The following is a 17,942-nucleotide window of genomic DNA, read 5'->3' as shown; positions in this document are numbered from 1 at the left end:
AGTCATGTCGCAGACCATCACAGTCAAAGTGAAATTGCTTCCAACAGAAGAACAGGCTTCTATTTTGCGTGAGATGAGTCAAACGTACCTCTCCACTATCAATACTCTCGTTTCCGAAATGGTTGCTGGAAAGAAAAGCACAAAGAAGTCGAGTAAGGATATTTCTGCTTCTTTGCCTAGTGCCGTTAAAAATCAAGCTATCAAGGACGCTACAAGTGTGTTTAAGAAAGTGAAGAAAAGCAAATTCACTACTGTTCCTGTTTTGAAAAAACCTGTCTGCATTTGGAACAATCAAAACTATTCGTTTGATTTCACGCACATTTCCATGCCGATTATGATTGACGGCAAGGTAACTAAAACACCTATCCGTGCTTTGTTAGTTGATAAAGACAACCGTAGCTTTGCTTTGCTAAAACACAAATTAGGTACGCTTCGAATCACACAGAAAGCAAATAAATGGATTGCCCAAATTTCTGTCACGATACCTACTATGGAAGGAACAGGAGTAAAAGTCATGGGGGTTGATTTGGGATTAAAAGTTCCTGCCGTTGTTGTAACAGATGATGAAAAGGTACGTTTCTTTGGGAGTGGCAGACAAAATAAGTACATGAAGCGTAAGTTTCGTTCTGAACGCAAAGCATTAGGCAAAAAGAAAAGGGTAAATGCGATTCGTAGTTCAAAAGGTAAAGAACAACGTTGGATGAAAGACTAAGACCATAAGGTTAGTCGTGCTATCGTAAATTTTGCAAAAGACAATAAAATTTCTGTCATTCGCTTGGAGCAACTGGCGAATATTAGACAGACGGCAAGAACAAGCCGTATAAACGAAAAGAATCTGCATACTTGGTCATTTTATCGCCTGTGTCAGTTCATTGAATATAAAGCGAATTTAGTTGGTATTAGAGTTGAGCATGTGAATCCTGCATACACAAGTCAGACATGCCCTAAATGCTCTTAGAAGAATAAGGCACAAGACCGTAAGTATAAATGCAAATGTGGATTCGAAAAACATCGTGATTTAGTCGGTGCTATGAACATTCGATATGCACCTGTGATTGATGGTAACAGTCAATCAGCCTAAGATGCTATATGCACTGTCTTAGGAGGGGCAATGAGATGCCCTCATCTTGAAGGCTGTTCAAAACAGAAATGGACTGCGAACGCTTAGTCATTCAAGAATCCCACCCGTACACCGCAAGGTGGAAGGCTTGCGGCTTTAGCCGTGGGAGTCTCAAAAGCAAGTGAATAGGCTTGTCTGCTATTGTTGGGAAAGAACCTCGCTCGCGCATGCAGCGGCATGGCGGGAACTACTTGGAAAACGCAGGAGGAAAGCAAATGGGAATCAAGCTGGATATGGTAGGACTGGTCGTGCAGGACATGAAAAAGGCGCTAGACTTTTACCGCGTGCTCGGGTTTGCGATCCCGGAGCAGGCGAACGAAGAGCAGCACGTGGAAGTCGCACAGGATGGCGTGCGCCTGGCTTTTGACACGGTGGAGATCGCCAAAAGCGTGTACGGCGGATGGGAGCCGGCGAGCGGACACAGAATCGAGCTGGCCTTTTTATGCGACGATGCCGCAGCCCTGGATGCGTTGTATGCCAAAATCGTCGAGCATGGCTACGAAAGCCACCGCGAGCCGTGGGATGCCGTCTGGGGCCAGCGCTATGCGATTGTCAAAGACCCGGATGGAAACCTGATTAGCCTGTTTGCCTAAAGGCACGGTGGCAAAAAAAACGAATGCAAGCCGACTCTCTTTCGGACAAGAGGATCGGCTTGTTTTCGTTTTCGCGGGCATGATTCTTTTCAAGCCTGGTTGGTTCGTCCATAATAAGCTTGTTAACCGATCGGCAAAACAGGACAGGCAACAGCGATAGCGCGAGGAAGGAGGCGGGCGTTTTTTGCAAAAGATGGCTGTACTTTTGGCTTTATTCACACTGATTCTTTGTTGGCCACAGGCTGCGCCCGCAGAAGCGCAGGCCCAGGAGGAGCGCATCCTGCGCGTCGGCTTCGACAAAAGGCTGCCGCCCTTGTCTTACGTGGACAAAAACGGGGAAGCGGCAGGCTTTGACATCGAGCTGATCCGCAGCATGGACTCTCTACGCGGCTATCAGATCGAGTATGTTCCGCTGGAGTGGGAGGAGACGGTCACCTGGCTTACAGAAGGCAAGCTGGACCTGGTGGTCGGGATGAAATATACGAGCACGCGCGACACGTTGTTTGACTTCAGCGATTCGTATTTGACGGCGGCGGACGCGCTGGTCGTGCCAGCAGCCATCCGGGACATTTCCGCGATTAATGATTTGCGCGGAAAAGTCGTGGCGATTCAGCGGGATGACGCGGGCATCGCGCAGTTGGAGAACATTCGCGGCGGCAAACGGCTGGTCGCCTTCAGCCAGCCGGACGCTTTGGAGATGCTCTTTTTGGGCCGGGCGGACGTGTTTTTGGGCAACCGCTGGACGGCCGAATACGTGCTTGCGGGAACGGGCAGGCAGCAAGACTACCGGATTCGCACCGGGCTGATTCCGCCGTCCGACTATGCGTTTGCCGTCCGCGAAGGCAACTACGAACTGGTCAACAAGCTCAACGAGGGCTTGGCCCAACTGCACCACAACGGGATGTACGAGCAGCTTTACTCGCGGCATCTGGAGCCGTACAGCGCGCTTGCGATCGACTGGTGGCGCAAGCTCGTGTACGGGCTCTTGATCGTGATGGGGATTGTCGTCATCGTCTTGGCCGGAAGCTTTTTCTGGAACAACCGTCTGCAAAAAGCGGTCCGGAGGCAAACAGCCGCGTTGGCGGACAGCTTCGCTTTTCAGACGACCGTGTTAAACAGCGTCGACAACGGGATCTTGTCGTTTGATCGGGAAGGCAGGATTACGCTCATCAATCACGCGGCACAAAAATTGCTTGGACAAATGGAAAAGGCTGCCCAGCCATCCGTATGGGATTGTCTGCCTCAACTGCCGATCCGCCAGGCGCTGCACATGGGGGACGGGCACATGCTCGAAGGTGAGTTGCACCTGGGCGATGGCTCGGGCCGGATTGTGCATTACTACCTCGCCGCCTTGACCAACGGAGCGGGCCAGCAGGTGGGCGGGATTCTTTGCTTGCAGGACAGGACCGAGCAAAAGCATTTGCAGGCGCGGCTGATCGCGCAGGAAAAAATGCGGGCGCTGGGCGAGCTGGTCGCAGGCATCGCCCACGAAATCCGCAATCCGCTCACGGCGATCAAGACGTTTGCCGAGCTTTTGCCGAAGAAGCTGAACGACGAGCGCTTTCGCAGAGAGCTTGTGGAGCACGTGCCGGAAGAAGTGGCGAGGATGAACCGGATCATTGAAGATTTGCTCGACTACTCGCGGGAAAAGCCGATGCAGCGAAAACGGGAAAACTTGCAGGAGCTGGTGCAGTCCGTGCTGGGGCTTTTTGCCAAACGAATCGAAAGCGAACGGATACGGGTCACAGTCGAGCCTGGCCTCGCTGTGGACGTGTTCGTCGACCGCGACCGCATCAAGCAGGTGCTGATAAACTTGCTGCTCAACGCCATTGAGGCGATGGCCTATTCGGAGGACAAGCGCCTGACTTTTTCCGTGCTGCCGACAGAAGCGCACACGGTATGCCTGGCGATTGCCGATTCCGGGCCGGGCATCGGCGAGCAGGAGCAGCTTCATCTGTTCCAGCCTTTTTACACAACGAAAAGCCAAGGGATCGGGCTTGGTCTGTACCTCAGCCAAAAAATCATGCGCGAGCACGGGGGAGAGATTGACGTGCGCAGCGCGCCTGGGACGGGCACCACGTTTTTCCTGACATTTGCCAAAGGAGGGATATGCGATGAACATTTTAATCATTGACGATGAACGGGCGATCTGTTCGTCGCTTTCCTTTGCCCTGGAAGACGAATACCGCGTGTTTACCGCTTCCGGGCCGGAGGAAAGCTTGCAAGTGCTGGATCAGGAGCCGATCGACGGCATTTTGCTCGATCTGAATTTGCGCGGAGCGAGCGGCATGGAGCTGTTGCGTCAGATCAAGGAAAAAAAGCCGGATGTGGTCATCATCATGATGACGGCCTACGGCTCCATCGAATCGTCCGTCGAGGCCATGAAGGCAGGAGCTTACCATTACTTGACGAAGCCGCTCAATCTGGAGGAAGTGAAGCTTCTGCTCGGCAAGGCGCTGGCCTTCCAGCAGCTTCATCAGCAGGTTCAGGTGCTGAGCCAGGCGGTGCGCCAGCAGGAAACGTATGCGGGCATCATCGGCAAGAGCAGTGCCATGCAAAAAGTTTTCCAATTGATCCAGAAGGTCAAGGACATCAACTCGAATGTGCTGATAACAGGCGAGAGCGGCACCGGAAAAGAGCTGGTCGCCCGCGCGATCCACTACCAGGGCGAGCGGCAAAAGGGCGCGTTTTCCGTCATCAATTGTGCGGCGATCCCGGAGCCGCTCTTGGAGAGCGAATTGTTCGGGCATGAAAAAGGGGCGTTTACTGGGGCCTACGCCAAGCAGCAAGGGCTGTTTGAGCGGTCGGACGGGGGCACGATTTTTCTCGATGAAATCGGCGAAATGCCGCTCGCCTTGCAAGCGAAAATATTGCGGGTCATCCAGGAGAAGGTGGTGACCCCGATCGGCTCGCAGCAGCCGAAGGAAGTGGATGTGCGAATCATTTCCGCCACGAACCGCAATTTGCAGGAGGAAGTCGCCAAAGGGAATTTTCGCGAGGATTTGTACTACCGCCTGAACGTCATCCCGATCCATCTGCCGCCTTTGCGTGAGCGCAGGGAGGATGTGCCGTTGCTCGTGGAGCATTTTCTGGCGCTGTATTCGGCCAACATGGGCGTGCGCAAGAAAACGTTCAGCCCGGATGCCAAGCGGATGCTGTATCACTACGCCTACCCTGGCAATGTGCGGGAGCTGTCCAACATGCTCGAATACGCAGTAGCCCTCTCGGAAAATGAGGTCATTGAACCGCGCGACCTGCCGGAAGCGGTGCGCGAAAACCGCAGCGGGGGCACAGTCAGAGAGGCGGCAGAGCGCGGCCTGTTGCTTCCGGAAGGCTTGACGCTCGCCGAAGCGGAGCGCATGTACATCCTCTATACGCTGGAGAAAAACGGCGGGCATCGGCTGAATACGGCCAGACAGCTCGCGATCAGCGAGCGGGGATTGCGCGACAAACTGAAGCAATATTTGCGGGGTGCAGAATGAGAGCAGTCAACGCATGGCTCACTGTCGCTGTCGCTGCAATCGGCCTGGCCCTTTTGGCAGCAGGCTGCACGCCAAAGCCGGAGTCAGCCCAACCCGATTCGGGCGACGAGCAGCCGTTTTTGACGATTGCGACAGGGGGAGCTTCCGGCCCCTACGACCTCATCGGGGGAGCATTGGCGAAGGTGTATCATAACCAGCTCGGCTACAAGACGGCGGTGCGCTCCTCGGACGGCTCCGTGGAAAACGTCCACCTGCTGGAGAGCGACAAGGCGGATGTGGCTTTTGCGATGTCGGACGTCGCTTCGTTTGCGCTGGGCGGCCTGGAAAGCTTTCAGGCGAGCGGGCCTGCTGTGCATGTGAAGTCGATTGCCGGGCTGTACTTGAACTATGTGCAAATCGTCACGCTCAAGGACCGGGACATTCGTTCGGTCTACGATCTAAAAGGGAAGCGGGTAGGCGTCGGCGCGCCGAACAGCGGGGTAGAAGTCAACGCGCGGATGATCTTGAACGAGCACGGCATCGCGTACAAAGATATCCGGCCCGAGTACCTTTCGTACGCAGAGGCGATTGAGCAATTGAAAAACAACGCGATTGACGCCGCCTTTGTCACCTCCGGCCTGCCCAATTCGGCGGTTTTGGACCTGCAAGCCACCCATGACGTGGCGATCGTGCCGATTTTGCCCGAAGACATCGAGAAGCTGACGAAGCGCTTTGCCTTTTTTGAAAAAGCACAGCTTCCCCCGGGCATCTACCAAAACGACAAGGCCGTCCCGACGGTCGCGATTCGCAACATCTTGCTCGTCCGCTCGGGCATGGGCGACGAGCAGGTGTACCGGCTGACGAAAACGTTTTTTGAAAACCTCGACGCCCTGCAAGCCGCGCACGAAGCCGCCAAGCAAATTGACAGGCAAACGGCGGGCAAGGAACTGGTCGTGCCGCTCCATCCGGGCGCTGCCAAATACTACGCCGAGCTGGCGCGGCCTCAGGGACAAACGCCATAGAGGAAAAAAAGTACGCGACAAACGATCGACCCGGCAATAAATTCCGCATCGAACGGAGTTTTTTGCCGGGTTTTTGCGTGGGGAAGGCTGGGCGAGCGTGCGCTTGCTTGAGAGACTTTCTTCGCAAAACATTCTGGCACGTCGAAAAATTCTACAGAAACCTGGGCGTCATCCGCATCTGCGCCGTTACGAGTGGGCCGCGCGGAAGAAGCTTGGCACGAAACTTGCTTTACTATGATTGCGATTGCGTTTTGAAACCGATTACATTCCGCTTTCGGGGAAGCAGGACGGTTTCTGGCTAGAATCAACAACAAGGAGGAAGAACAGTGAATCAAGCAAACGATCGCGCCAATTCGCGACGCATCACGGGAAACATCTTCAAAGGTTCGATCGGCAATCTGATCGAATGGTATGACTGGTATGTCTACTCTGCGTTTGCCGTGTACTTTTCATCCGAGTTTTTTCCAAAAGGAGACCCGACCAGCCAGTTGCTCAACACAGCGGCCATCTTCGCCATCGGCTTTTTGATGCGCCCGATCGGAAGCTTGCTGATGGGTCGCTACGCCGACCGTCACGGCAGACGGGCAGCGCTGACGCTTTCGATTACGGTCATGGCCAGCGGTTCCCTGATTATCGCCTTGACGCCAGGCTATAGCACTATTGGCATTTATGCGCCTATTATTCTCGTTCTCGCTCGCCTGCTGCAAGGTTTGTCCCTGGGGGGAGAATACGGCACCTCCGCGACGTATTTGTCCGAGATGGCAAGCAGCGGCCGCCGCGGCTTCTACTCCAGCTTCCAGTACGTCACTTTGATTGCCGGACAGCTTTTGGCTCTTGGGGTACAGATCGTGCTCCAGCAAATTCTCAGCGAAGCCGACATGCACGCATGGGGCTGGCGCATTCCGTTCGTCATCGGAGCATTGGGCGCTTTGGCTGTACTGTGGCTGCGCCGTTCGATGGACGAATCCGAGCAATTTTCGAAAATGGAGAAAAAGAGCCGCGAGAGCGCAGGAACCTTGCGCGCCTTGATGAAGCATCCAAAAGCGGTGCTGACGGTTGTCGGTCTTACGCTCGGTGGAACGATTGCTTTTAACACGTACACGACGTATTTGCAAAAATTCATGGTCAACACAGTGGGACTCCCGAAAGAGACCGTGAGCTGGATCAACTTTACGGCCCTGTTGGTCTTCGTAGTGCTGCAACCGATTGCGGGCATGCTGTCTGACCGGATCGGCCGCCGTCCGCTCTTGATGACCTTCGGGATTGTAGGGACGCTGTTTACCGTACCGATGTTCCTGATGATGGAGCAGACGAAAAGCCCGATGGTAGCCTTCCTGCTGATGCTGACAGGTCTTATCATCGTCACCGGCTACACCTCGATCAACGCGATTGTCAAAGCGGAGCTGTTCCCGACGGAAATTCGCGCGCTCGGCGTAGGCTTCCCGTATGCGATCACCGTTGCCGTGTTCGGGGGAACCGCAGAGTTCATCGCGCTCGGACTGAAAAACATCGGCTCCGAATCGCTGTTCTACTACTACGTCGCCGGCTGTATTGCGATCAGCCTGATTACGTACTGGCGCATGGGCGAGACGTCCAAAGAGTCTCGCATTGAAGCCGAGCTGGACACGAACAAGAACGTAAGCTAAACACGAAGCAGGAGCTTTTGAAACAGCAAAGCCGCCCGGACGATCCCGGCGGCTTTTTGCTGTTTTTCTGCTTTGTCGCTACGACAGGTAGACGTTCAGTGCCGCCTGAACGACGCGTCCCGCGTGCACTCTCGCTCCGTGGCGAATGAGCACCGCCTCCAGCGCTCCGAGCAGGTGCAGGATGTTTTGCTTGCGGCAACTGTAGCCTATCGTTTCGATGCGCCAGATTTTCCCTTTCAGCGGGCCAAAGGAGCTGGCGATCTCGATCTGAAATTCTTGCAGCAGCATCGCCCGGACCGACTCGCTGTAAAGCTGCAAGCTCATCGCCCGCAAAACGCTCGGCTCGGCTTCGACGGGGTCAGGTGTCATAATCGTCCGCTGGGAAACCGCCAATGGTTTGTTCGTGCCCAAATCCCTCTCTCCCGGTTTTCTTTTCTATAGAGAAAAACCGTTCCCCCCGAAACGTTCCGGAAGAAACGGTTGCTTGCGTTCTTGGCTGTCCAAGCGTCTTTGTCAAAAGTCGATCTTGAAGTTCAAGAAGCCTGCCTTGCGCAGCGCTTCGTAGATGATGACGAGGGCAGGGCCGAGAATCAGTCCGAAAAAGCCCATCACCTGAAAGCCGAGAAACAGGCTGACCAGCGCAGCAAGGGCGCTGATCCCCAGATTGGAGGCGAGCACTTTCGGCTCCACGATCCGCCGCACGACCGTAATCACGAGGAACAAAATAATCAGCCCGATCGCGAGGCGTGTATTGCCAGTCAAAAAGTTGTAAACCGCCCACGGCACGAGAAACGAGCCTGTGCCCAAAATCGGCAAAATATCTACGAGCACGATCAGCAGGGCGACGACTGCCGCATACTTGACCTGCAAAATCAGCAGCCCCATAAAGGAGAGCAAAAACGTCATCAGGCTGAGGATGATCTGGGCCCGCAAAAAGCCGACGGTCGCGCGGTTCAACTGGGAGAGCACCACGTTGACCTTTTCCCTGGCAGATACTGTGAACATCCGCATGAAGCCTGCGCGCAGCCGCGGCAAGTCGAGGCTGATGAGAAACAGGGCAACGAGGTAAATGATCGTGCTGATGAGAAAGCCCGGGATGATGGCCGCTACGCCCAGGATGGCTCGTGCGACACTGGAGGCGCTCGTGATCGCCCAGTTTTTCAATCCGGCAAAAACGCTCTGGATCTGGACGACAGTCTCGGCGGGCAAAGTGGCGTAGTAGCTTTCCCAGCTCAGCAAGTACGACTCCACCAGTTCAAACAGATGCTGGGAAAAGGCGGGCAGCCGCTGGGCCAGGTCGATGCCCTGGATGACGATCTGCGTAGCGATCCAGTACAGCAGGATGCCGAACGTGACGAGAAAGAGCAAAAACGAAGCGATGACGGCGCTCATCCGGTTCATTTTGACCTTGCCGATCAGGAACTGGACGAGCGGCTCCAGCAAAATCGCGGTCAAAAGCGCGAGCAAAAACGGGACGGAGTAAGGCAAGAGAAACAGGGCAATGGCGGCCAGCAAGCCCAGGAGCAGCATTTTCCGAATTGTCATGAAAGTACTCCATTCTGATTAATGAGTCCGCAAATAACGTTAGGCTTATTTTATCATTTTTCCAGAATGCAACACAATGCGCCCGCTAATTTCGGGTAAAAAGCGGTGATTGTCAAAAAATAAAGAGAACTAAAAAGAATAGAAAAAAGGGGAGTAGCCAAAAAATCATGATATGATTTTCATCTATATAGCACTTCATTTTGGTGAGTGTGTATATAGTGTGTCAAAACCAGATTCCATACTTTACTAGCGAGGTGTCAGAATGAAGCGGTTTGGGTTAGCGATTCAAATTGTCATCGGACTCATTCTGGGTATCCTGGTGGGTGCTATTTTTTATGGCAATCCAGCAGTGGCTACCTATTTACAGCCTATTGGCGATGTATTTCTCCGCTTGATTAAGATGATTGTCGTTCCGATCGTAGTTGCCACCCTGATTGTCGGGGTAGCGGGCGTAGGCGACATGAAAAAGCTCGGAAAAATCGGCGGAAAAACCATCCTCTATTTTGAAATCGTTACCACGATTGCCATCGTCGTCGGTCTTTTGGCCGCGAACCTGTTCAAGCCAGGTGTGGGCGTCGACATGTCCCATCTGACGAAAACGGATATTCATACGTATGTAGAGACTGCGGAAACGACGCAAAGTCACAGTATGATTGACACATTCGTGAATATTGTTCCGAAAAACGTGTTTGATGCCATCGTCCGCGGGGACATGCTGGCGATTATTTTCTTCTCCGTCCTGTTCGGCCTCGGTGTCGCAGCCGCCGGAGAAAAAGGAAAGCCCGTCCTTGCCTTCTTCCAGGGTGTGGCAGACGCGATGTTCTGGGTCGTGAACACGATCATGCGCTTTGCGCCGTTCGGCGTTTTCGCCCTGATCGGGGTGACCGTCTCCAAGTTTGGCCTGTCCTCCCTCGTTCCGCTGGGCAAGCTGGTCATTTTGGTGCACGTGGCGATGCTGTTCTTCATTCTCGTCGTGCTGGGAACGATCGCGCGCATCAGCGGCGTCAAAATTACGGCCATTCTGCGCATTTTGAAGGACGAGCTGCTCCTGGCCTACTCCACTTCCAGCTCTGAGACGGTACTGCCGAAGATCATGGAAAAAATGGAGAAAATGGGCTGTCCAAAGGCGATTACTTCCTTTGTCATCCCGACAGGGTATTCGTTCAACCTGGATGGTTCAACGCTGTACCAGGCTCTGGCGGCCATGTTCATCGCGCAAATGTACGGGATCGACATGCCGATCAGCGCCCAGATTACCTTGATGCTCGTGCTCATGGTAACGTCCAAAGGGATCGCTGGCGTGCCGGGCGTATCGTTTGTCGTATTGCTCGCGACACTCGGCTCCGTAAATATCCCGTTGGAAGGACTCGCCTTTATCGCTGGTGTAGACCGTCTGCTTGATATGGCCCGCACGGTAGTCAACGTAGTTGGCAACGCGTTGGCAGCAATTGTCATCTCCCGCTGGGAAGGACAGTTTGACCAAAAGAAAGCCGATCAGTACGTTCGTGAAGTGAAAGCGCAAGCGAGCGCAGCTTAACTTTTCCTGTCACGATCAATAAACAGAAGAGCCTCTTGCCAGGTGTTCATCCGGCAAGAGGCTTTTTTTGCGTTGGCGTGCCCAAAAGCGATAGGTGGCTTTTGTCCGCGCGTAAAAAAACAAGCTCCGGCATTTTGTTGCTTGACACCAAAAACAAAGAAGCAGTGCTATGATATAAACAAAATGATAATAACAATTTGTTAATAACAAAACATCTGTAACATTGCGCAGACGCAAAAGAGGTGGTTCCATGACACAAAAATCGCTTGTCAATAAACAGGGGCAAACCGAAGAGGAGTTTTTGCGGACGTATGACGCGAGCCAGTTTGAGCGGCCTTCCGTGACTGTCGACATGCTCGTTTTTACCGTGATGGACGAACAGGAGGAAAATTACCGCAAGCTCTCGCCCAAGTCTTTGAAAATATTGCTCGTGAAGCGCGGCGAGCATCCGTATTTGGGTCAGTGGGCGCTGCCGGGCGGGTTTGTCTCGCCGCACGAGAGCCTGGAGGAAGCGGCCACGCGCGAGCTGTTTACGGAAACGAATTTCGACAATATTTACCTGGAACAGTTGTACACATGGGGAGATGTCGGCCGGGACCCGCGGACGCGCGTCATCAGCACCTCGTACATGGCGCTGGTGGACAGCTCGGCGCTGCGTTTGCAGGCGGGGGACGATGCGGACGAGGCCGAGTGGTTTCGTCTCGAAGACAAATGGCTCAAGGAGACGAAAACAGCGACACCGGACGGTACCGTGACCGAAAAATGGGTCGAGCTGCGCCTCGCAAACGAGCGGGAGGAGCTGTCGGCCACGATCAAGGTGACGAAAACCGTCTCGGGCCGGATCGTGCGAGAGACGCGGGAGATCGTGGAGACGAACAAGATCGCGTTCGATCATGCCAAGATGATTCAGTACGCGCTGGAGCGGCTGCGCGGCAAGATCGAATACACGGATATCGCCTTTGCGCTCATGCCGGAGCTGTTTACGCTCGGCGAGCTGCAGCAGGTGTACGAAGTCATTTTGGGCAAGGAGCTGCTCGCCGCGGCGTTTCGCCGGAAGGTGGCAGACAAGGTGCTGGAAACGAATCAATACAGAAAGCATGCAGGGCATCGGCCATCCAAATACTACCGCTTCAACCCGGCGTGGATGGATCAGACATAGTCCCTGCAAGGGGGAAAAAATCATGAATCCAGGAAACAATCGCGACCGTCGCTCCAAAACGGCGCATGAGACGCTTGGCCTATTGGATCAAGGCTTCTACGTGAATCGCAGAGGGGAAAAAGTCAGCTTCGCCGCGGAGCAATCTGCCGCCATCCGCCATTCGCGTCTGTACCGGCCGGACGATCTCGGCGCCGAGTCGCTGCCGATGCCGGCGCGTGCAGGGCGTGCCAAGATCCAGGTGACAGCCGAATCGAGCCTGGGCGCAGCCGAACGGCTCATCGTGCGCGAACAGCGCGAGAACACTGTATGCTTGAACTTCGCTTCGGCCAAACATCCCGGCGGCGGGTTTCCGGGCGGAAGCCAGGCACAGGAAGAGAGCCTGGCGCGCGCTTCCGGGCTGTTGGATCAGCCGTACCTGCTGTCGTTCGTCACCGCTCCGGCCGTGAATGCGGGAGTCGTCCGCGAGCGCGAGCCGGAAAACGCAGGGCAGATCGGACCTGTCATGAAGGAGCGCATTCGAAAGGTGCTGCGCGCCTCCGCGATCCACGGGAACCGGACGGTCATCCTGGGCGCGTACGGCTGTGGCGTTTTCCGCAACCAGGCAAAAGACGTGGCCGACTACTTTGCGCAAGTGCTGCTCGACGAAGAGTACGCGAAGCTGTTTGACGACATCGTGTTTGCCATCTACGACCATTCGGCGCGGCAGGAAAACGTGCGGGTGGTAGCGGTCGAGGATCGGGCCGACAGCGACGAGACGTACGATTGGGAGGCGGGGGCCGCCGACATCAAGCGCAAGATCGGCAGGCCGATTGATCTCGTCTTCAGCTCGGAGCCGTCGTACGACCCGATTTTTCGCCGCCTGTATCCCGGAGCCAAACATGTCGTGCTCGACGGGGCGCGCAGCCAGGTGCCGATCTCGGCGACGCAGATCAGAAGCGAAGGCGTTTTTGCCCATTGGCAGCACATCCCGGCGGTAGTCCGGCCGTCTTTTGTGAAAAAGGTCGTCGTAGTCGGGACGGAAAGCTGCGGCAAGTCGACCTTGCCCCGCTACCTGGCGAAAATGTACAACACGGTGTTTGTCGAGGAGTACGGCCGCACGATCTGCGAGGAAGTAGGCGGCTGCGACACGATCTTGACGAAGGAGTATTTCCCGCACATCGCCTACGCCCACAAAATGAAGGAGTACGAGGCGGGCAAGCAAGCCAACAAGCTGCTGTTCATTGACACGGAGGCGGTTGTCACCCAGTTTTACTCCGAGTTGTACACCGGGCACAGCTTCCCGGTGCTCGACGAGATCGCCCGCGAGCAACAGTACGATCTGTGGCTGCTCCTGGAACCGGATGTTGCCTGGGTCGATGACGGTCTGCGGGTGCACGGAGCAGAGCAGGTGCGCTGGGACAATCACGAAAAGCTGTGCCGGATGCTGGACGAACGGGGCATCTCCTACGTGACGATCACGGGAGATTACGCGCAGCGGCTGACGGCTGCCATGCAGCATGTGAATCAACTGTTGTAAATGTCTTCTCAACAGGTCGGAATTAAGCTAGACTAAAGTCACTAAACGATTCTGACAAAAGAAGGGAGCCGTACTGCATGCAGACGATCGCACAGCCGCTGTCCCCCTTGAGCCTGAAGGAATGGGCGGTCGCCGTCAAAGCGCTCGGGGAAGGCGAGCAGATCATTACGATCCGCAAGGGCGGGCTATACGAAGAAACAAGAGAATTCCGATTGGAAAATAATTTGTTTTACCTGTATCCGACTTACGAGCACCAAAAACGCGACATGGTAAAGCCAGCGTATCATCACCTGCTGGACGCGACGCTTGCAGGCTGGTCGAGCGAGCAAACGACGGTCGCCATCGAGTATTTTGCGGAAGTGACAGACGATGTGGAGCTGATGGACGAAGCCAAGCTGCGCGCGCTGTCGCCGCATCACATCTGGACGGACAATTTTGCCGACGTGCGCTTGCACTGGAAGAAAAAGCAGCCGCTGCACATTTTGTTCGTGCGCACGTATCGGCTGGCGCAGCCGGCGGTCATTCCGATTGAAGCCGCGTACCAAGGCTGCAAATCGTGGCACGACCTGCTTGTGGAGCTGCCGAGAAGCGAGTTTGCGCCTGTGCTGACCGACGAGGAATACGCGCAGAAAAAAGCGGCCGTCATGGCGATTTTGCAAGCATAAGCGTTCAAGAAAAAACCGTTCATTGGATGAGCGGTTTTTTTGTACGGAGAGGATATCAGTATCCGTGCAACTAAGGCTGCGTCAAGTTTTCTAATGAAGTTTTCACCACTGGCCTGGCGCCGCCAAGTTTGCTAGTGCCTGGTCCGCTGTCACAGCGGCGATGAAATAGCCGATGGGAAGGGAATCCGCAAAAGATAGGGAAATAATTGGGGTGGCCCCACGTTTCTCAAGTGGGAGGAATGGCTCGAAAACGGCCTGCGAGCAGCAAGGACGCCCGGGCAACAGAAGCCGACTGCCTCCGGTCACAAACCATGCTGGGAGGGATTTTTCATGAAAGCGGTTTTGGTAACAGAGTTGGGTGGTCCAGAAAAGATGATATATACGGAAGTCGAGCTGCCAGCCATTTCGTCTACGCAGGTGCTCATTCGCGTAGACATGGCGAGCGTCAATTTTGCCGACATCAAATCGCGCTACGGCAAAAAAGGGGCGGCCAAGCTGCCGTTTATTCCCGGACTGGATGCGACAGGGGTGATTGAAGCGATCGGTTCCGAAGTAAAAGGCTTGCAAGTAGGACAGCGCGTCATCGCTTTTCCGGCGAACGGCTCGTACGCCGAATACGTGGCTGCGGAAGAGGCGCTGACATTCGCGATTCCCGAGCAGATCAGCACGGAAACAGCGGCTGCCTGCCCGGTTGTGTCGTTTACGTCCTATCAACTGCTGGCAAAAGTCGGCCGTCTCGCCAAAGGCGAAACGGTCCTGATTCACGCTGCGGCAGGAGGGATCGGGACAACTGCGATTCAACTGGCGAAGCTTTTGGGAGCGGGGCGCGTCATCGGGACGGTCGGCAGTTCGGCCAAGGCAGAGGTCGCTTTGCAGGCGGGGGCGGATTACGTCATCTGCCACGACAAGGAAGATTTCGTGGAAAAAGTGCGGGAGCTGACGGATGGAGCGGGCGCCGACGTCATTTTGGACTCGATCTCCGGACAGATGAGCGAACGCAGCATGGAGTGCCTCGCCTGGTACGGCCGGCTCGTGCATTTCGGCAATGCGAGCGGGGAAATCGGACAGATTCGCACGCTCGATTTGCACGCGAGTTGCCGCTCGGTGCTCGGCTTCAGCTTCGGCACGACGCGCAAGCTGCGCCCGCAGCTTTTGCAAGATACGGCCCGACAGGTCATTGGCTATTTGGCGGAAGGCAAGCTCGACATCAAGATCGGCAAACTGTTTTCACTGGAAGAGGCAGCGAGCGCCCACGCCTGGGTAGAGAGCAGGCAGAGCACGGGAAAAGTGCTGCTGAAGGTGCGCCCGTAAGCGGCAAAGCGGATGGAAGCTCTCCCTGCGGTTCAGCCAGCGGGGGGGGCTTTTTTCCAAACTACAGTTCAGCCCACGAGGTGACAGCGATGAAAATCGTAGCAGCAAGCGAGCTGCCGAAAAGCGTTATTGCGGATTTTTTTACCGTGAACTGGGGCAGCCCGCAAATGGTTATATCGAGCGGCGTCTTTCGCTGTGACGAGCTGGACGGGTATGCCGTCCTCGGCGAAGACGGCGCGATCCAGGGGTACGTCAGCTACGTGCTGGAGGCCAAGGAGTGCGAGATTATTTCTTTGGACAGCCTGGCGGAGAACAAAGGGATCGGCTCCAAGCTGCTGGCAAAAGCGGAGCAGACAGCGCGGGAACACGGCTGCCTGCGCATGAAGCTGGTGACGACCAACGACAACCTGCACGCGATGGGCTTTTACCAGCGCCGGGGCTATCAGTTGTCCGCGCTGTACGTGAATGCCGTACAAAAAGCGCGGGCGATCAAGCCGGAAATCCCGCTCGTCGCAGACAACGGGATTCCGATTCGCGACGAGATTTTGCTGGTGAAGCCGCTATAGAACAAAGGAAGATACCGAGAAGCTGGCACGAAAAGCAAGCAGCGCTCGTATGCGCGGGGAGACGCGATAGACAGGAGGCGATTTTTCCGCCTCCTTTTCTTTTTGGCGCTGCGCACCCCAGGCAAAGGCATGGCCAGGGATAACAGCAGCAAAAGACAGCCGAGAGTGCAGTTGCGCCTACAGCCGCGGGAGCAGTTATCCATACATTTGCGAAAACAGTTACGCCTCCAACAGTTATTGACATTCAGAACTGTAAGAATTAAGATTACAGTACTCTTGCGAAAGGGGCCGTCTCAGACGTGAATAGTGAGTTTACGATTGCTGTTCACAGCTTGGCTTTGTTGGCTCATCTACCGGGACATATGGCAAGCAGTGAGCTTATTGCACAAAATGTATGCACCAATCCCGCGAGGATTCGCAAAATCATGGGGATTCTGCGTAAAAACGGATTCGTGAAGACAAAAGAGGGCGTAGGGGGCGGCTATATGCTGGCGTGCGACCCCGGCGACGTGACCTTGGCCGCGATTTACCGTTCGATGTCGACAGGGACGCTGAAGCCGCACTGGTGCTCGGGCGACCCGAAGGAAGCGTGCCTCGTGTCTGCCAACATGCATGGCGTCATGGATCAGATTTTTACGGAAGCGGAGTTGTACTACACCAAATATTTGGAGCAGCTTACGATCCAGACGGTTCTGGATAAAGTTCGTCAGGGACAGGGCCAGTGTCAAGGGCAGAATCGCCAGTAGGCAGGCAACATTTTCAACTGGAAACTGTAACTTTTTTAACTACAATTTAAGGTGGTGCGTTCGAATGAATCGGGAAAAGATGCTGGCAAGTAGCGAGTGGGTAATGGGCAAGTCCAAGCATGGCGAGTTGGTGCAAGGCTTCGTGGAAACCGTCGATTCATCGCGGGGCATTGCGCACGTTTTTGTAGTCAAGAGTGACAACGAAGAGGCGATCGGCAGGCTCGCGGCCATTCCGCTGCAACGGCTGGAGCGCATGTCGACAGGCACCTTTGACGACCTGGAACAACTGCATGACCTGATCGAGCTGGCGCTCGTGACAAAAGACAAAGCGTGGTTCATGGAGCTGACCGCGAAGCTGCAGGAAAAACAACAAACGGCGTCAGAAAGACAAAGCCGCAAGACGAGAAGCTTTTCCGCGCGAAACCGCCTGGGAACTTCTGCAATCTGGGAGCAATAACTTTTTTTCATACAGGGGAGGAGTACCGACGATGTCTACCGTGAATCAGAGCATCTGGTTTGAAAAAGGAATGAGCTTTGCCGAGTATCGCGCGAGCATGAACGTCAACCAGCAGGAGCTGGGACGCGTCTACGAGCAGCTTGCGTTTACCGAGGAAGACCTGGCGTTTTGGAAGGAGCTGTCCGCTCGCAACTGGAAAGGCGTCGTGCTGACTGCCGACTGGTGCGGGGATGCTGCTCTGTGCGTTCCGGTCATCCAGCGCATCGCCGAGGAAAGCAATATCGAGCTGCGCTTCCTCATCCGCGACGAAAACCTGGAGCTGATGGACCAATATCTCACCAACGGCACGGCGCGGGCGATCCCGATGTTCATTTTTCTCGACCAGGACGGAAACGAAGCCTGTGTATGGGGACCTCGCTCGCCGGAGGTGCAGGAGATGATTACGACGGCTCGCGCAACGCTCCCTGCGGCCGATGCGCCTGATTTTGAAGAAAAGCAAAAGCAGTTGTACCGCACGTTCAAGGAGCAGATTACGACTGACCCGGCCGTGTGGCGCACTGTGATCGAAAGCGTGAAGGCGAAGCTTACAGCCTGAAAA

Annotated in this window: 15 protein-coding genes and 3 pseudogenes; 16 read left to right on the top strand and 2 right to left on the bottom strand. The window is 55.1% G+C overall.

The window, feature by feature from the left end; all coding sequences use genetic code 11:
• The first annotated feature begins 4 nt into the window (after positions 1-4).
• The 6 genes and pseudogenes from M655_RS20110 to M655_RS20085 all read left to right on the top strand — a co-directional run bounded on the left by M655_RS20110 (position 5) and on the right by M655_RS20085 (position 7,842).
• Positions 5-1,081 (top strand): annotated as a pseudogene (locus tag M655_RS20110) (RNA-guided endonuclease TnpB family protein).
• Positions 1,082-1,335: 254 nt separating this feature from the next.
• Positions 1,336-1,713, top strand: a complete 378-nt coding sequence (locus M655_RS20105) for a VOC family protein (protein WP_007783671.1) — start codon at positions 1,336-1,338, stop codon at positions 1,711-1,713.
• Between the two features lie 193 nt (positions 1,714-1,906).
• Entirely contained in the window at positions 1,907-3,847 is a 1,941-nt protein-coding gene (locus M655_RS20100; protein ID WP_237716641.1) for a transporter substrate-binding domain-containing protein, read from the top strand.
• On the top strand, positions 3,828-5,195 hold the full coding sequence (locus M655_RS20095; protein WP_007783674.1) for a sigma-54-dependent transcriptional regulator: 1,368 nt from the start codon (positions 3,828-3,830) through the stop codon (positions 5,193-5,195). Before M655_RS20100 ends, M655_RS20095 begins: the two co-directional genes overlap by 20 nt.
• Positions 5,192-6,196, top strand: coding sequence for a TAXI family TRAP transporter solute-binding subunit (locus tag M655_RS20090; protein ID WP_026557723.1), 1,005 nt, complete (start codon positions 5,192-5,194; stop codon positions 6,194-6,196). Before M655_RS20095 ends, M655_RS20090 begins: the two co-directional genes overlap by 4 nt.
• A gap of 326 nt (positions 6,197-6,522) precedes the next feature.
• Positions 6,523-7,842, top strand: coding sequence for an MFS transporter (locus M655_RS20085; RefSeq protein ID WP_026557724.1), 1,320 nt, complete (start codon positions 6,523-6,525; stop codon positions 7,840-7,842).
• A 78-nt stretch (positions 7,843-7,920) separates the two neighbouring features.
• Here the strand turns inward: M655_RS20085 and M655_RS20080 are convergent.
• Together M655_RS20080 and ytvI are read right to left on the bottom strand one after the other, a co-directional pair.
• A pseudogene (locus M655_RS20080) lies at positions 7,921-8,145 on the bottom strand (purine catabolism protein); the annotation flags it as partial.
• Between the two features lie 210 nt (positions 8,146-8,355).
• The gene (ytvI, locus tag M655_RS20075; protein ID WP_005835207.1) at positions 8,356-9,387 is read right to left on the bottom strand and encodes a sporulation integral membrane protein YtvI; all 1,032 of its coding nucleotides are present in this window, start codon (positions 9,385-9,387) and stop codon (positions 8,356-8,358) included.
• Between the two features lie 262 nt (positions 9,388-9,649).
• Between ytvI and M655_RS20070 the strand changes: the two genes are divergently transcribed.
• From M655_RS20070 to M655_RS20030, 10 genes and pseudogenes are all read left to right on the top strand, one after another.
• Complete coding sequence (locus tag M655_RS20070) at positions 9,650-10,924, top strand: cation:dicarboxylate symporter family transporter (protein ID WP_007783688.1); 1,275 nt, start codon at positions 9,650-9,652, stop codon at positions 10,922-10,924.
• Between the two features lie 250 nt (positions 10,925-11,174).
• Positions 11,175-12,083: an NUDIX hydrolase gene (locus M655_RS20065; RefSeq protein ID WP_026557727.1), complete on the top strand. Its 909-nt coding sequence runs from the start codon at positions 11,175-11,177 to the stop codon at positions 12,081-12,083.
• Between the two features lie 22 nt (positions 12,084-12,105).
• A pseudogene (locus M655_RS28125) lies at positions 12,106-12,801 on the top strand (TIGR02452 family protein); the annotation flags it as partial.
• A complete protein-coding gene (locus M655_RS28120) occupies positions 12,796-13,599 on the top strand; it encodes an AAA family ATPase (protein ID WP_307723512.1) in 804 nt (267 codons plus the stop codon). The pseudogene M655_RS28125 and the gene M655_RS28120, both read left to right, overlap by 6 nt.
• 77 nt (positions 13,600-13,676) lie before the next feature.
• Positions 13,677-14,264, top strand: coding sequence for a DUF1802 family protein (locus M655_RS20055; protein ID WP_025844003.1), 588 nt, complete (start codon positions 13,677-13,679; stop codon positions 14,262-14,264).
• Between the two features lie 330 nt (positions 14,265-14,594).
• Positions 14,595-15,575: a quinone oxidoreductase family protein gene (locus M655_RS20050; protein WP_026557728.1), complete on the top strand. Its 981-nt coding sequence runs from the start codon at positions 14,595-14,597 to the stop codon at positions 15,573-15,575.
• A gap of 89 nt (positions 15,576-15,664) precedes the next feature.
• Positions 15,665-16,141 carry a GNAT family N-acetyltransferase gene (locus M655_RS20045; RefSeq protein WP_005832297.1) on the top strand — a complete coding sequence of 159 codons (477 nt, stop codon included), beginning with the start codon at positions 15,665-15,667 and terminating at the stop codon, positions 16,139-16,141.
• A 299-nt stretch (positions 16,142-16,440) separates the two neighbouring features.
• Positions 16,441-16,887, top strand: coding sequence for an Rrf2 family transcriptional regulator (locus M655_RS20040; RefSeq protein ID WP_025844006.1), 447 nt, complete (start codon positions 16,441-16,443; stop codon positions 16,885-16,887).
• Positions 16,888-16,951: 64 nt separating this feature from the next.
• On the top strand, positions 16,952-17,344 hold the full coding sequence (locus tag M655_RS20035) for an IDEAL domain-containing protein (protein WP_007783704.1): 393 nt from the start codon (positions 16,952-16,954) through the stop codon (positions 17,342-17,344).
• Between the two features lie 31 nt (positions 17,345-17,375).
• Positions 17,376-17,939, top strand: coding sequence for a thioredoxin family protein (locus tag M655_RS20030; protein ID WP_005832303.1), 564 nt, complete (start codon positions 17,376-17,378; stop codon positions 17,937-17,939).
• Positions 17,940-17,942: the final 3 nt, after the last annotated feature.

The organism is Brevibacillus sp. NSP2.1, from assembly GCF_000470975.2.
Taxonomy (GTDB): domain Bacteria; phylum Bacillota; class Bacilli; order Brevibacillales; family Brevibacillaceae; genus Brevibacillus; species Brevibacillus agri.
This window is presented reverse-complemented; position numbering and strand designations above follow the sequence as displayed.